General features: G+C 71.0%; 14 protein-coding genes and 1 pseudogene. 9 read left to right on the forward strand and 6 right to left on the reverse strand.

What is annotated here, in order from left to right; genetic code table 11:
• Window positions 1-30: 30 nt before the first annotated feature.
• A complete protein-coding gene (locus AB0C46_RS04295) occupies window positions 31-195 on the forward strand; it encodes a hypothetical protein (RefSeq protein ID WP_362825563.1) in 165 nt (54 codons plus the stop codon).
• A gap of 123 nt (window positions 196-318) precedes the next feature.
• Here AB0C46_RS04295 and AB0C46_RS04300 read toward each other — a convergent pair whose 3' ends face one another.
• Both AB0C46_RS04300 and AB0C46_RS04305 read right to left on the reverse strand, forming a co-directional pair.
• A complete protein-coding gene (locus AB0C46_RS04300) occupies window positions 319-1,569 on the reverse strand; it encodes an SLC13 family permease (protein WP_362825564.1) in 1,251 nt (416 codons plus the stop codon).
• 210 nt (window positions 1,570-1,779) lie between these two features.
• On the reverse strand, window positions 1,780-2,277 hold the full coding sequence (locus AB0C46_RS04305; protein ID WP_362825565.1) for a MarR family transcriptional regulator: 498 nt from the start codon (window positions 2,275-2,277) through the stop codon (window positions 1,780-1,782).
• 62 nt (window positions 2,278-2,339) lie between these two features.
• On the opposite strand from AB0C46_RS04305, the gene AB0C46_RS04310 reads away from it, so the two are divergent.
• Window positions 2,340-3,473 (forward strand): hypothetical protein, encoded by a 1,134-nt coding sequence (locus AB0C46_RS04310; protein WP_362825566.1) that lies wholly within the window; start codon window positions 2,340-2,342, stop codon window positions 3,471-3,473.
• A 61-nt stretch (window positions 3,474-3,534) separates the two neighbouring features.
• Here AB0C46_RS04310 and AB0C46_RS04315 read toward each other — a convergent pair whose 3' ends face one another.
• The 3 genes from AB0C46_RS04315 to AB0C46_RS04325 are packed head-to-tail and all read right to left on the reverse strand — an operon-like array spanning window position 3,535 to window position 6,243.
• Window positions 3,535-4,035 carry a hypothetical protein gene (locus AB0C46_RS04315; RefSeq protein WP_362825568.1) on the reverse strand — a complete coding sequence of 167 codons (501 nt, stop codon included), beginning with the start codon at window positions 4,033-4,035 and terminating at the stop codon, window positions 3,535-3,537.
• Window positions 4,032-5,549: a HAMP domain-containing sensor histidine kinase gene (locus AB0C46_RS04320; protein ID WP_362825570.1), complete on the reverse strand. Its 1,518-nt coding sequence runs from the start codon at window positions 5,547-5,549 to the stop codon at window positions 4,032-4,034. The genes AB0C46_RS04315 and AB0C46_RS04320 overlap by 4 nt, the downstream gene beginning before the upstream one ends.
• 7 nt (window positions 5,550-5,556) lie before the next feature.
• Window positions 5,557-6,243, reverse strand: coding sequence for a response regulator transcription factor (locus AB0C46_RS04325; RefSeq protein ID WP_362825571.1), 687 nt, complete (start codon window positions 6,241-6,243; stop codon window positions 5,557-5,559).
• A 157-nt stretch (window positions 6,244-6,400) separates the two neighbouring features.
• Between AB0C46_RS04325 and AB0C46_RS04330 the strand changes: the two genes are divergently transcribed.
• On the forward strand, window positions 6,401-7,030 hold the full coding sequence (locus tag AB0C46_RS04330; protein ID WP_362825573.1) for a hypothetical protein: 630 nt from the start codon (window positions 6,401-6,403) through the stop codon (window positions 7,028-7,030).
• A 59-nt stretch (window positions 7,031-7,089) separates the two neighbouring features.
• On the opposite strand, the pseudogene AB0C46_RS04335 reads toward AB0C46_RS04330, so the two are convergent.
• Window positions 7,090-7,324 (reverse strand): annotated as a pseudogene (locus AB0C46_RS04335) (hypothetical protein); the annotation flags it as partial.
• Between the two features lie 162 nt (window positions 7,325-7,486).
• Here AB0C46_RS04335 and AB0C46_RS04340 point away from each other — a divergent pair.
• From AB0C46_RS04340 to AB0C46_RS04365, 6 genes are all read left to right on the forward strand, one after another.
• The gene (locus AB0C46_RS04340; protein WP_362825574.1) at window positions 7,487-8,116 is read left to right on the forward strand and encodes a hypothetical protein; all 630 of its coding nucleotides are present in this window, start codon (window positions 7,487-7,489) and stop codon (window positions 8,114-8,116) included.
• Window positions 8,113-9,216, forward strand: a complete 1,104-nt coding sequence (locus AB0C46_RS04345) for a peptidoglycan-binding protein (RefSeq protein WP_362825576.1) — start codon at window positions 8,113-8,115, stop codon at window positions 9,214-9,216. The genes AB0C46_RS04340 and AB0C46_RS04345 overlap by 4 nt, the downstream gene beginning before the upstream one ends.
• A complete protein-coding gene (locus tag AB0C46_RS04350; protein ID WP_362825578.1) occupies window positions 9,213-9,941 on the forward strand; it encodes an ABC transporter ATP-binding protein in 729 nt (242 codons plus the stop codon). The genes AB0C46_RS04345 and AB0C46_RS04350 overlap by 4 nt, the downstream gene beginning before the upstream one ends.
• A complete protein-coding gene (locus tag AB0C46_RS04355) occupies window positions 9,938-11,134 on the forward strand; it encodes an ABC transporter permease (protein WP_362825579.1) in 1,197 nt (398 codons plus the stop codon). Before AB0C46_RS04350 ends, AB0C46_RS04355 begins: the two co-directional genes overlap by 4 nt.
• A gap of 292 nt (window positions 11,135-11,426) precedes the next feature.
• Window positions 11,427-11,555, forward strand: coding sequence for a hypothetical protein (locus AB0C46_RS04360; protein WP_362825581.1), 129 nt, complete (start codon window positions 11,427-11,429; stop codon window positions 11,553-11,555).
• A gap of 348 nt (window positions 11,556-11,903) precedes the next feature.
• Window positions 11,904-13,697 carry an ABC transporter ATP-binding protein gene (locus AB0C46_RS04365; protein ID WP_362825799.1) on the forward strand — a complete coding sequence of 598 codons (1,794 nt, stop codon included), beginning with the start codon at window positions 11,904-11,906 and terminating at the stop codon, window positions 13,695-13,697.
• Window positions 13,698-13,764: the final 67 nt, after the last annotated feature.

Here is a 13,764-nt window from a genome sequence, read left to right on the forward strand (position 1 = left end):
GATGCGCCTGACCCTTCGGAAGGAACTCCCGTGAAAGCCCTGCTCTGGTTCGTGCTCGTGGTCGCCGTCGCCTTCAATGTCACCACCAGCTTCGCCTTCGACGGGGTGCAGCAGGTGCTGGTCAGTGTCGGCAGCGGCGTCGTGGTGATCGGGTCGGCGGTGGGGCTGTTCCTGATGCGCACCAAGCGGTCCTGAGGCGGGCGTTCGGGTCAGGTGCGGAAGGCGGGCTGTTCGGGGCGGGTGCCGAAGGCGGGCCGTTCGGGGCGGGTACCGAAGGCGGGCCGTTCGGGTCAGGCGCGGAAGGCAAGGCCGTTCGGGTCAGGTGCCGATCAGGCGGAGCGAGACCCACAGCGCCACCGTCGCCAGGGCCAGCGCGGCGGGCACGGTGAGCAGCCCGAGCGTGGTGAATTCCCGCAGGTCGACGTCGTGTTCGTGGTGGTGGACGATACGCCGCCACAGCAGGGTGGCCAGCGATCCGGCGTAGGTGAGGTTCGGGCCGATGTTCACCCCGAGCAGTACGGCGAGCACGGCACCGGGGCCGCTCGGTGCGGCCAGCGGCACCAGCACCAGTACGGCCGGCAGATTGTTGATCACGTTGGCGAGTACGGCGGCCAGCGCGGCGCTGCCGAGCAGGGCGGGGAGCGCGGTGCCGCCGGGCAGCAGATGTCCGAGCGCGTCGGCGAGCCCGTTGTCGACGACGGCGCGGACGACGATGCCCAGGGCCAGGACGAAGGCGAGGAACGGCAGCCCGGCGGCCCGGACGACGGCGGCCGCGGTGGTGTCGCGCCGGGCGAGCGCGCGGACCGCCATGACGAGCGCGCCGGCCGCCGCGGCCCAGGCCGGGTTGATGCCCAGGGCGGAGGTCAGCACGAAGCCGGCGAGCGTGCCGGCCACCGTCACCAGCGCGAACAGCGGGAGTTCGGGCGGCTCGGCGGGGTGCGGGCCGGGCGCCACGGCCCGCAGCGCGGTGGCGAAGAAACGGCGGAAGACCAGGTATTCGACGCCGATGGCGATCAGCCACGGCAGCGCCATCAGCGCGCCGAACCGGGTGAAGCTCAGCCCGCTGGCGGTGAAGGCGAGCAGATTCGTCAGATTGGAGACGGGCAGCAGCGTCGACGCCGTGTTGGACAGATGGGTGCAGGCGTAGACATGCGGGGTGGGGCGGGCTCCCATGTGGGCGGCGGTGGCGAACACCACGGGGGTCAGCAGGACCACGGTGGCGTCCAGGCTCAGTACGGCCGTGATGGCCGAGGCGAGGGCGAAGACCGCGCCCAGGAGGCGGCCTGGCCGGCCCGCCGACCAGCGTGCCATCCAGGTGCCGCAGGCGTGGAAGAGCCCCTCGTCGTCGCAGAGCTTGGCGAGGACCAGCACCGCGGCGAGGAAGCCGAGCACCGGGCCCAGCCGCTCCGCCTCGTCGCGGACATGGGCGGACGTGATCGCCCCTGCCCCGATCACCACGGCCGCGGCCGGTACCGCGAAGACCGCCTCCGGCAGCCGGAACGGCCGGATGACGGCACACACCAGCACGACGAGCAGCATGGCCAGGGAGAGGGATTCGGCAAGCACCATGCGCCGAATGATCCCTTCCGCGCGGCGGCCCCCGTGCTCGCCCTGTACCTCCTGTGCTGGGCGGCTACCTCCCGTGCGCGCCCGGTCTCTGCCGTGCGCGCCCGGTCTCTGCCGTGCCGGCCGGGTGCTGCTGCCCGTGCTGGCCGGGCACTTCCTGCGCTCGCCCGGTACTTCTGCGCTCGCCCGGTGGTTCTAGGGGGGCGACACCCCCTAGTGCTTGCTCTGTACCTCGCGGACCCAGCCCGTCAGACCGGCGAGGAAGCCTGCCCGTTCGCTCGGCGTCAGCCCGTCCAGGGCGCGCAGCAGGGGCTCGGTCCGGCGGGCGACGAAGGTTTCGAGCGGTGGGCGGAAGTCCTCGGCCAGGGACACCAGGATCCGGCGGCGGTTGGCCGGGTCCTCGGCGCGCTCCACGATCCCGGCCCGGCTCAGGCCGCCGACCAGCTCGCTGGCGGTGGGCAGCGACACATGGAGCCGCCGGGCGATCTCGCTGACGGTCAGCGGCTGCCCGGCCAGCAGCTGCGGGAGGACGGCGCCATGGCGCGGTGTCAGCCCGTTCGTCTCCATCGCCTCGCGCAGCGGCGCCGGCATCAGATCCCGCACCACTCCGCCACGGAAGAACGGCTCCAACAGGGGTACCAGGCCGACGACTTCGACCTCGTCCGGGGTCGGCACCCGGGGCGCCTTCCCGGTTTCGTGCGTGTGCGGCATACTGCGCAGTGTAGATGGTTTGGATTTCCAAACTGTTGGGACATCCGAAAGGTGGAGCCCTTATGCCGTCGATCAGCTACCACGAGGCGCTCAACGACGCACTGGAGCGCATGGACGACCTCGGATACGAGCGCGGGCAGGGAGTCGATCTCGCCAACCACGGCCCGATGGGCGCCGAAGCGCTCGCCCTGCTGGGGCAGGAGGACGAGGTCGCCTCGTGGGTCCGGCGCTACCGGCGGGCCATGGAGCACCATGAGCCGCCCGCCGCGCGCTTCGCCCTGGACCCCGCGGACGAGTCCTCCTGGCGCCCCGCCCTCGGGGACTTCCCCCGGGCCGGGGACTGGGAGTGGCTCTTCGTCCGCGAGCTGGCCGAGGCGCACTGGCGCGAGGTCCTCGTCCGGTGGTGGCCGCGCCTGATACCGGGCCTGTTCGCCGGCCTCACCCACGGCCTGATCCGCACCGCCCACGCGGTACGGGGCCTGTACGCCGCCGCCGACAAGCCCACGCAGCTCCAGCTGAACGAACTCGCCCGCGGGCTGGCGTACTGGGCCGCCCGCTACACCGCGCTTCCCGGCCGGCCGCGGCTGCACGGCCGCTACGACCTGCCGGCTGCGTTCGCCGCGCTGCCCCGGGTGCCGCAGGACGGCGGACTGGGGCCGGGCACCGCCCGCCACCGTCTGGACACCCTCACCGAACTGCCCGGCTACCAGGACGCGCTGGAGTGGCCCGCCGCGGAACAGGCACCCCGGATGCTGTCCGAGATGACCGCCCAGTTCGCCGATGTCTACCTCGGCCACCCGGAGGTGTACCCGGTTCCGCTGATCCATGGCGTCACCGCGCCCGCCGCCGTACGCCTGGTGCTCCCGCATCTGCCGCACGAGCTGTACGAGCCGACGCTGGAGCGGCTGTGGCAGGTGCAGACGGCGTTCCTGCTGGCCTTCACCACCGACCGGCGCGACGAGGGAACGGCGGCCTGGCGGTCGGCGGTGGGCGACCTGCCACCGCTGGGCGAACTCGGCGCCCGGGCCGCCGATCACGGCGACGAGCACGTCATCAAGTTCACCGAGGCCTGTCTGCGCGAATACGCCCTGCGGCCCGATCCGCGCTACCCGGCCGCCGCGTTCGCCGCACAGCGGCGCATCCCCCGCCTGGACGCCGGCGGCGGCGTCGGAGGCGTGCGGGCCGATACGCCGTAGGGCGTGCCCGGTGGGTCCGCGGGCCCGCCCCGGCCCCTCGGAGAGCGCCCCGGTCCGGGGCTCAGCGCGAGAGGAACTGCTGGCACTGATACGGCCCGGCCCGTCCGCTTTCGCCGACGATGGTCACCTGGACCTTGTCCGGACGGGTGTGGTGGAGGAGGACCTCGGCGCGGGCGAGGGTGCAGACCAACTGCCCGATGCTCTGGTCCTTGGGGGAGTCCGTGGAAAGGCCCGGGGTATGGGCAGTGACGTTGCCGTGGCGGGAGGTGGCGCTGGGGCTGTCGTCCACGGTGACGAGATTGGTCAGCCCTTCGGCCCGCTCTTCCTCGGTCGGGCCTGAGAGCAACAGCTTGAAGGCCGCGTCGAGCCGGTCGATCCGGACGTCGGGCCGGGACACCCCGCGCGGACCGCTGTCGGAGGCGAAGTAGACCCGCATGCCCTGCGAGATCCCGGCGGGGGCGGTGCCGAAGTCCATGACGCCCGTGGGACGTATGCCGCAGCCCGTGGCGACCAGGGCGAGCACACAACAGGTGAGGGCGGTGGCGGTGCGGGGACGCGTCATGAGGTGGATTCCGTACGGAGGGGTATGCGGAGGGTGAAGACGGCGCCGACGCCCGGCGCCGGGGGCGCGAGCTCGATGGTGCCGCCGTGCAGACGGGCGTTCTCCAGGGCGATGGCCATGCCCAGGCCGCTGCCCTCGGAGCGGGTACGGGCGCTGTCGGCCTTGTAGAAGCGGTCGAAGACATGGCGGGCGACCTCGGGGGCCAGCCCCGGGCCGTGGTCGCTGACCGAGACGGACAGCTGGTCGTCCGCAGTCCGTACGGTGACGGTCACCGGCGGTGCGCCGTGCCGGAGGGCGTTGCCGACGAGGTTGGCGACGATGACATCGATCCGGCGGCGGTCGAGCCGTGCGCGGACGCCCGGGGGAAGATCCGCCTCGACCTGGCCGGTCCAGCCGCGGGCCGCGAGCGTGGCGCGCACCGCCTCGGCCACGTCCACTCCGTGCACCGTGAGCGCCACGGCGCGGGCGTCGAAGCGGCAGATCTCGATGAGGTCGTCGACGAGCCGGGCCAGCTTGGTGGTTTCGGCGCTGACCGTACGGGCCGCGTGCGCGGTGTCGGGGGTGAGCTGGTCGGCGTCCTCCTCCAGGACGCTGGAGACGATGGTCATGGCGGCGAGCGGGGTGCGCAGCTCATGGGAGACATCGGCGACGAAACGGCGGGCCAGGGCCTCCTGTTCGCGCAGCTCGCCGACGGTGCGCTCCAGCGCGCCGGCCGTTTCGTTGAAGGTGTGGGCGAGTTCGGCCACTTCGTCGCGGCCCTTCTCCTCCACCCGGGTGCTCAGCTCGCCGGTGGCCAGCCGGCGGGTGGCCCGTGCCAGTCTGCGCACCGGCCGCAGCACCGTACGGGCCGCGAGCAGTGCCAGGACGGCGGCCAGCAGCACCACGGGCACCAGGCCGCCCTGCACACTGCGCACCAGGTCGGCGGTGTCGCGTTCCTCCTCCTCCAGGGAGACGACCGCGAATATCTCGACCCCGGACCGGTTTGCGGAGCTGCCGTCGTGGGTCGCGCCGTCGAGGCCGACCGGGGCGCCGAGCACCAGCCAGGGCGCGCCGCCGTACTCCACCCGCTGGAGCGAGACCCGGTCGTGGGTGTGCACGGCCGCGCGCAGCTCGGGAGTGAACCGGGTGCGGTCCGCGGACGGGTCGGAGGAGGCGGTGTAGTCGCGGTACTGGGCGATGACCGGCGCGGCGCGCAGTCCGGCGGAGACATCGGTGGCGAACCGGGTCAGGGAGCGCAGGTCGGGCGGGACATCGAGCTCCGGCGCCAGCTGCTCGACGCGGTTGTGGAAGTCATCGACGGCGGCGTTCTGGGCCCGCTTGAGGACCGCGTTGCGCGAGTCCCGGTATGCCAGTGCGGTGGCGGTGACCGCGCTGATCAGGGCGACCACGACGACGGTGATGATGAGCCGGCCGCGGAGCCCGTCGAGGCGCGGGAGCCGCAAACGGGCCCGCCCCGCGGTCCTCGCGGGCGTCTTCGGAACGGACTTCGCCGTGGTCCTCGTCGGGAGCCTCATCGCGCGCTCACACCGGCCCGAAGCGATAGCCGAAGCCGCGCACCGTCTGGATGTAGCGCGGCCTGGCGGGGAGGTCCTCCAGCTTGGCGCGCAGCCGCCCGACCGCCGCGTCCACCAGCCGGGAGTCGCCGAGGAAATCGTGTTCCCAGACGAGTGCAAGGAGCTGTTCCCGGCTGAAGACCTGGCCGGGGGCGGCGGACAGTTCCAGCAGTAGTCGCAGTTCGGTGGGCGGGAGGGGGACGGGGGTGCCGCGTTTGGTGACGGTCAGGCCGGACCGGTCGATGACGAGCCCGGCGAAGTCGTCGCTGTCCGTGCGGGTGACCGGGCCGGCCCGGCGCAGCGCCGCCCGGATGCGGGCCTCAAGCACTCGGCCGGTGATCGGTTTGACCACGTAGTCGTCGGCGCCGGCCTCCAGCCCGCTGACCACGTCCAGGTCGTCGCCGCGGGAGGTGAGCATGATGATCGGCAGCTGGCCCTTGCTGCGGATGCGGCGGCAGACTTCGAAGCCGTCGATTCCGGGCAGCATCAGGTCGACCACCGCGATCTCGATGCCACCGCCGCGTGGGCGGGACAGCAGTTCCAGGCCTGCCTCGCCGGTGGCGACGCCCTCGACCTCGTGGCCGTGGCGGCGCAGCACCAGCTCCATTCCGTCCCGTACGGAGGTGTCGTCCTCGATCAGCAGCACATGCGGCATGCTGCCGATTATGGGCGAGGGTCCGCGCAGCCAGGAGTTATCCACAGGGCGAATGTGCGGACCGTCGGTATTGTTATGCGTGGAGCAGGCGGCATTGTTACGTTCTCATCATGTAGCCATGGAGCGGCCACCACCTGCGGCCCCGACATTGGGCCGCATGCAGAAGACTCGTTCCCGCTCCCGTGCCGCGCGCCTCGTCGTGCTGATCGCTGTCCCCGCTTTCGCGCTGACCACTGCCTGTGGTGGTGCCGAGTCGTCCGACGAAGGGGTTGCCTCCGTCAGCGACGCGCCCTCCACCGGCCAGTCCAAGGACGGCGCCGACGGGTCCAAGGGCGGTGGCGCCCAGGGCAAGAGCGCGTTCTACGACGCGCAGATGAAGTATGTCCAGTGCATGCGCAAGAAGGTCGACAAGGACTTCCCCGATCCCAAGGTGACCGGCTATCTCAACTGGGAGAAGATCGACGAACTCGTGGAGAAGACGGGCAACACCTGGATCCACAAGGGCGGCGAGAACGGCGCGTGCACGAGCGAGATGCGAAACGCCACCAAGGTCGAGCCGCCCCGCGACACCGAGACGGAATACGAGTCGATGCTCGCGCACGCCAAGTGCATGCGTGCCAACGGCGTATCGAAGTTCACCAACCCGAAGCTGCAGGACGGCAATGTCATGCCCGGCGGTGATCCGAACCCCGTCTCGCCCGAGATCTCCCGGGACTCGCCCGCATACAAGCAGGCCCGACAGGCCTGCAAGGACAAGCTCCTCGACGGACTCGACGGCATGCAGTGAGCACAGCACGAAAGCGCCGCGGGGGGCGTCGCCCTGGCGGCAGCTTCCCCGGCGAGTTCGAGGAGTTGTTCCCGGCTGAAGACCTGGCCGGGGGCGGCGGACAGTTCCAGCAGTAGTCGCAGCTCGGTGGGCAGGAGGGGGACGGGGCGCCGTGTTTGATGACGGTCAGGCCGACCCGGTCTGGCCCCGGCTGCGGATGCGGCGGCAGGCTTCGAAGCCGTCGATTCCGGGCAGGACCAGCTCCATTCCGTCCCGTACGGAAGTGTCGTCCTCGATCAGCAGCACATGCCGCATACCGCCGATTCCGATGATGGGCGAGGGTCCGCGCAGGTCAGCAGTTATCCACAGGGCGAATGTGCGGACCGGCGGTATTGATATGTCTGGACCGGCGGCATTGTTACGCCTTCACCATGTAGCCATGGAGCGGTCACCATCTACCGCCCCGAAATTATCCGCATGATGCCAAAGAGACGTTCCCGCTCTCGCACCGCACGCCTCGCGCTGCTGATTGCCCTCCCCGCTGTCGCGCTGACCACTGCTTGTGGTGGTGCCGGGTCGTCCGACGAAGGGGTTGCCTCCGTCAGGGACGCGCCCTCCACCAGCCAGTCCAAGGACGATGCCGACGGGTCCAAGGGGGGTGGCGCCCAGGGCAAGAGCGCGTTCTACGACGCGCAGATGAAGTTCGTCCAGTGCATGCGCAGGGAGGTTGACAAGAATTACCCCGATCCCAAGGTGAGTGGCCATATCGACTGGGAGAAAGTCGACGAGCTCTCGATGGATGAGGCGAAGAGAGCCAGGGCCCTTAATAAGGGCGGCACTTGTGCGGAGGAGTCAAAGAACGCCGAAAAGCTGGAGCCGCCCCGCGACCAGCAGAAGTCCTACGAGTCGATGCTCGCGCACGCCAAGTGCATGCGTGCCAACGGCGTATCGAAGTTCACCAACCCGAAGCTGCAGGACGGCAATGCCATCCCCGGCGGTGACCCGAACCCCGTCTCGCCCGAGATCTCCCTGGACTCGCCCGCATACAAGCAGGCCCGACACGCCTGCAAGGACAAGCTCCTCGATGGATTGGACGGCATGCAGTGAGCCCCGCACGAAAGCGCCGTCGGGGGGTCATCGCCCTGGCGGTGGCAGTCACCGCGACCGCAGCGACCGCAGGGGTCGTGTTCCTCGCCGGCCCCGGCAAGGACGCCTCGGCCGACGGCGGGAAGCCGAAGGGGCCGCCCACCACGACCGAGATCACCCGCGCCGACCTCGTCCAGAGCAAGACCGTCGACGGGCAGCTGGACTACGCGCAGCGACGGGCGGTGAAGTCGCCGGTGGACGGCACGATCACCAAGGCCGCTGAGCCGGGGAAGACGGTGTCGATCGGGCAGCGCCTGTACGAGCGCGACGCCCGGCCGGTGGTCCTCCTTTACGGCTCGACACCGATGTTCCGCGCGATGAAGGTCGGCGCCATCGGCCCGGACGTCCTCCAACTGGAGCGCAACCTCCGCGCCCTGGGCTTCGGGTCCGGGCTGTCTGCGGACGTCCGCTTCGACGGGGCGACCAAGGCCGCCGTGCAGGCGTGGCAGAAGTCCCGCAAGGTGACCTCCAACGGCGAGGTCGGTCACGGAGACGTCGTCTTCCAGCGCGGCCCCGTGCGGGTGGTGTCCGCCGGCGCCGCCCTCGCCGACACCGTGGGCCCGGACAAAACGGTCCTGACGGTCGCCTCCACCAAGCCCGTCGTACGGGCCTCCCTCGAACAGGCCGACCGGGCGCTGGCCGCCAACGGCACCAAGGTGGAGATCGCCATGCCCAGCGGAGGCAACCGGCGCGGCAAGGTCAGCGGTGTGGCGACCCCTGAGGACTCCGAGTCCGCCGAGAGCGGGTCCGGCGGCTCCGGCGGCTCGTCCGACGACAGCATCAACGTGGAGATCACGCTCGACGACGAAACCAAACTCAAGCCGGAGGACCGGCAGGGCACGCTGAGCGTGAAATTCGTCAGTGAAAGCCGCAAGGACGTGCTGACGGTGCCGGTCGAGGCGGTCGTCGCGCTGCGCGAGGGCGGCTACGGGCTGGAGCTGGTCCAGGGCTCCAAGACCCGCATGGTGCCGGTCCAGACCGGTCTGACGGCCGACGGCCGGATCGAGGTCAGTGGTGCCGGCCTGGCCGAGGGCATGAAGGTCGGAGCGGCCGAGCAATGACCCCAGCCGTGATCGAACTACGGGCGGCCACCAAGTCATACCCGGGCGGGGTGCACGCCTTGCGGGGCGTGGACCTGCGGGTGGGGCAGGGCGAACTGACCGCCATCGTCGGCCCGTCCGGCTCCGGGAAATCCACCCTGCTCAACCTGCTCGGCACCCTCGACCGGGCCACCTCGGGCGAGGTCCGGGTGGCCGGGTACGACGTGAGCCGGCTGTCCGATGCCCAGCTCTCCGCGCTGCGCGCCCGGCACATCGGCTTCGTCTTCCAGCAATTCCACCTCGCGCCCGGCCGCAGCGCCCAGGACAATGTCGCCGACGGTCTGCTGTACGGCGGAACGGGCCTGCGGGAGCGCCGCGCCCGCGCCCGCACGGCCCTGGAGGAAGTGGGGCTCGGACACCGCATCGGCCACCTCGCCCACCAGCTCTCGGGCGGCGAGAAGCAGCGGGTGGCCATCGCCCGCGCACTGGTCGGCGAACCCGATCTGCTGCTCGCGGACGAGCCGACCGGTGCACTGGACACCGCCTCCGGTGACATGGTCATGAACCTCATCCGCGAGCTGCATGCCGGCGGAACGACCGTCTGTGTCATCACCCACGACAACGACATTGCCGACTCGCTGCCCCGCCGGATCCGCTTCCGCGACGGTGAGATCGTCGACGACTCCGGTGCAGCCCCTGCCGCACCCGGCTCCCCCGGGGAGCCCACCGAGGAGGTGACCCGATGAGCGGCCCCGCACTCCGGGCGGCCCGGCTCTCCCCGGCCGATGTGCTGCGGGTCGGCGCCGAGGGCCTGCGCAGCCGCCGCACCCGCGTCGTGCTGTCCGCCCTCGGCATCGCGATCGGCATCGCCACGATGGTCGCGGTCATCGGGCTGTCCACCTCCAGCCGCGCCGACCTGCTCGCCCGGCTGGACCGGCTCGGCACCAATCTGCTGACCGCCGAGGCGGGCAAGGACGTGATGGGCAAGGAAGCCAAACTCCCCAAGAACGCGGTGTCGATGGTCGAGCGGATCGGCCCGGTCCAGCACGCCACCGCCATCGGTGCGGTCGACGCCCGGGTGCGGCGCAGTGATGCCGTGCCGGAGGAGATGGCGGCGGGTGTCACGGTCCAGGCCGCCCGCCCCGATCTGCTGGCAGCTCTCAGTGCCCGTACCAGTCAGGGCAGTTGGCTGACGGGCGCCGGTGAACGACTGCCGACCACCGTGCTGGGTTCGGTGGCCGCCGACCGCCTCGGAATCACCGAACCCGGCGCCAAGATCCTGCTGAACGACCGCTGGTTCGTCGTCACCGGAATCCTCGCGCCCATCGAGCTGGTGCCGAACCTGGACCGTACGGCGATGGTCGGATACCCCTCCGCCGAGCGCTACTTGGGCTTCGACGGCCACCCGACCATGCTCTTCGAGCGCTCCACGGACGCCTCGGTGGAGGCGGTCCGGGGGGTCCTGCCCCGTACGGTCAACCCGGGCGACGAGGGCTCGGTGAAGGTCTCCCGGCCCTCCGACGCGCTGGCCGCCAAGGCCGCCACCGACAAGGGGATGACGTCGCTGATGCTCGGCCTGGGGGCGGTGGCGCTGCTCGTCGGCGGTGTGGGCGTGGCCAACACCATGGTGATCTCGGTGCTGGAGCGCCGCCAGGAGATCGGGCTGCGCCGCGCCCTGGGGGCGACGAGAGGCTCGATCCGGCTTCAATTCCTCACGGAGTCACTGCTGTTGTCGGCCCTCGGCGGACTGGCGGGCGCGGCCCTGGGCGCCGCCGCCACCGTCGCCTTCGCCCACGCCCAGGGGTGGACCGCCGTCGTACCGCCCTGGGCCCTGGCCGGCGGACTGGGCGCCACTTTGGTGATCGGGGTCGTCGCGGGCCTCTACCCGGCCGTACGGGCCTCCCGGCTGCATCCGACCGTGGCGCTCAGCGCGACCTGACCGATGGCGGCGGTGCTGGTCTGCGCTGCCGGTCTGCGGTGCTGGTCTGCGGTGCTGAGACGGGCCGGAGCGGGCGTTACCGAGGGGTGCCCGCTCCGGCCTGTCGCGCTCTCCTCCCACGGTATCCAGAGAGTGACGATTCGGAACCCTTTGACACATTTGCTAAGAATCTTGGCTTATGTCTGAATTTTCACGCAAATTTCCTTGTTGGAGACAGGTGAGCGTCGTAGCTTGGGAGTTGTCGTCACCGGTAACGGTTCGACAACAAGGCACAAATCCCTAGGAGGCGAGGATGAGCTTCCGCAAGGTCTTCCCTAGAAGGCGCAGGCACGACGACGACTACGACCACGACCACGACGGCCGCAGGCGCCGCCGCAGGAGGCGCGGACGCAGGTATCTGCGCAGGCGTCGTTTCTACTGACTCAAAAACCTGAGTCCGAGGCAGGCTCGCGTACCGCGCGGGTCCGCCTCGTTGGTTTGAGGGGACCCTCCCGGTCCCGGTCAACCGCCCGAGCAGCGACGAGATGACGTAGCGATCATGCACCTCCGCAGCTCACGCCGGCGCCCGGAGCGCCGTGCAGCGTCGCCTCAACAAGGCACCGAACCACCGCCTGTTGGACGGGGTTCGTCCGTGTCGAAGCAGGCCGGTGACGCGGCCGCCATCCCTGTGGACGGCCCGCGGACAGCGGCGCAGCCGGCGCTGGAGACGGGTGCGGACCGGGTCCTCGGGAGCGGCCTCGTGACGGATGCCCCGATCCGCACCAGGCGGGTGGGGTTCAAGGAATCGGTGCGGCGCTTCTGGCCGCTGACCAGGGGCGACCGGCGCTGGATCCTCCTGGTCTGTCTGAGCGCCATCGTGGCCGCGTTCGCGGAGACCGTGGCCATCCTGGTCTTCGCCGAACTCACCGACAACGCTCTGACGAAGGGCTCGGTCAGCGCCTTCTGGGCACCGGCCGGACTGTGGCTGGGCGTGGCCGTCGCCGGCGGGGTGGTGGGGTATCTGGGCAACTCGCTCGCCGCATGGACGGCCGAGCGCTTCGTGATGCGGCTCCGGGCCCGCGTCTTCGCCCACCTCCAGACGCTGCCGCCGCACTTCTTCCAGCGCAATCGCCGCGGTGACCTGCTGGAGCGGCTGACCGGCGACGTGGACGCCATCGAAGCGCTGGTCGTCAGCGGCCTGGTCCAGGCGGCCACGGCCATATTCGGCGTCATCTTCTACGCCGGCGCCGCCTTCTGGCTCCGCTGGGACATGGCCCTGGTGACCTTCGCCCTGGCCCCGCTCTTCTGGATCGCCACCCGCCGTTTCACCGGCCGGGTCAAGGAGGTGTCCCGCCGGGAGCGCGCGGCCGACGGCGCCATCACCTCGGTGGTCGAGGAAGGCCTGGTCAATGTCGTCCTGACCCAGGCCTACAACCGGCAGCACGACGAGCAGGAGCGGCTCCGCCGCGAGGCCCGCAGCTGGCTGCGGGCGTCGGTGACCAGCGCCCGCCTCAACGAGCTGTACGAGCAGATCGTCGAGGTCCTCGAAACGCTCTGCGTCCTGGCGATCATCGGGCTGGGGGCGTGGGAGATCTCCACGGGGCGGATGACGCTCGGCGAGCTGCTGGCCTTCGCCGCCTTCGTCGGCTACCTCTACCCGCCGATCCGCGACCTCGGCCAGCTCGGGCTGACGGTCACCGAAGCGACCGCCGGATCCGAGCGGCTGCTGGAGATCCTCGACGCCCGGCCCGCCGTCACCGACCCGGACGACGCCGTCGTCGTCCCGGCGCCGAACCGCGCGGTGGGCGCGGTGGAAGCGTGCCGGGTGCACTTCCACTATCCCGGCAGCGAGACGGACGTCCTCCAGGACTTCTCGTTCAGTGCGGTGCCCGGGGAGCTGGTGGTCATCACCGGCCCCAGCGGCGCGGGCAAGTCGACGCTCGCCGCCCTGCTGCTGAGGTTCTACGACCCGGACGCCGGCAGCATCCGGCTCGACGGCATCTCCGTGAACCGGATGCCGCTCGACCGGCTCCGCCGCAACATCACGCTGCTGCCCCAGGAGACCCTCGTCCTGCACGCCACCGTGGAGGAGAACATCGCCTGCGGCCGCGACCACGTGACCCACGGCGATGTCGTCCGCGCCGCCCGCGCGGCCGACGCCGAGGTGTTCATCGACGCCCTCCCCGACGGCTATGAGACCGTCATCGCGCCCGGCACCTCGCGGCTCTCCGGCGGCCAGCTGCAGCGCGTCGCGATCGCACGGGCCATGCTGCGCGACGCCCCCGTGCTCATTCTCGACGAGCCCACCACCGGCCTGGACACGTTGGCCACCCAGCGCATCGTCGCGCCACTACGGCGCCTCGCCGAGGGCCGCACCACCATCGTGATCACCCACGATCTGGACCTCGCCACGGACGCCGACCGCATCCTGGTCCTGGACGAAGGACGCCTGGTGGAGTCGGGCACCCACGCCCAACTCCTCGCCCGCCGCGGCCTCTACACCACGCTGTTCCACACCCACCCGCCACCCCGCAACGGCTCTCCGTACCCCCTCGCCCACCCCTCGGGCAGTCACTGGCGGTAACGGGCAGTACTTCCGAGCTCGCGTACGGCGCGGGTCCCCCCTTTCTCCCCACGCGCCCACCACGCGC

It is taken from the genome of Streptomyces sp. NPDC048637, assembly GCF_040650675.1.
GTDB lineage: Bacteria > Actinomycetota > Actinomycetes > Streptomycetales > Streptomycetaceae > Streptomyces.

What these genes read in the sequence shown, in the direction of transcription:
- AB0C46_RS04300 (WP_362825564.1), bottom strand. Translation starts at nt 1,569, where the DNA reads ATGGTGCTTGCCGAATCCCTCTCCCTGGCCATGCTGCTCGTCGTGCTG.
- AB0C46_RS04305 (WP_362825565.1), bottom strand. Translation starts at nt 2,277, where the DNA reads ATGCCGCACACGCACGAAACCGGGAAGGCGCCCCGGGTGCCGACCCCG.
- AB0C46_RS04310 (WP_362825566.1), top strand. Translation starts at nt 2,340, where the DNA reads ATGCCGTCGATCAGCTACCACGAGGCGCTCAACGACGCACTGGAGCGC.
- AB0C46_RS04315 (WP_362825568.1), bottom strand. Translation starts at nt 4,035, where the DNA reads ATGACGCGTCCCCGCACCGCCACCGCCCTCACCTGTTGTGTGCTCGCC.
- AB0C46_RS04320 (WP_362825570.1), bottom strand. Translation starts at nt 5,549, where the DNA reads ATGAGGCTCCCGACGAGGACCACGGCGAAGTCCGTTCCGAAGACGCCC.
- AB0C46_RS04325 (WP_362825571.1), bottom strand. Translation starts at nt 6,243, where the DNA reads ATGCCGCATGTGCTGCTGATCGAGGACGACACCTCCGTACGGGACGGA.
- AB0C46_RS04330 (WP_362825573.1), top strand. Translation starts at nt 6,401, where the DNA reads ATGCAGAAGACTCGTTCCCGCTCCCGTGCCGCGCGCCTCGTCGTGCTG.
- AB0C46_RS04340 (WP_362825574.1), top strand. Translation starts at nt 7,487, where the DNA reads ATGATGCCAAAGAGACGTTCCCGCTCTCGCACCGCACGCCTCGCGCTG.
- AB0C46_RS04350 (WP_362825578.1), top strand. Translation starts at nt 9,213, where the DNA reads ATGACCCCAGCCGTGATCGAACTACGGGCGGCCACCAAGTCATACCCG.
- AB0C46_RS04355 (WP_362825579.1), top strand. Translation starts at nt 9,938, where the DNA reads ATGAGCGGCCCCGCACTCCGGGCGGCCCGGCTCTCCCCGGCCGATGTG.
- AB0C46_RS04360 (WP_362825581.1), top strand. Translation starts at nt 11,427, where the DNA reads ATGAGCTTCCGCAAGGTCTTCCCTAGAAGGCGCAGGCACGACGACGAC.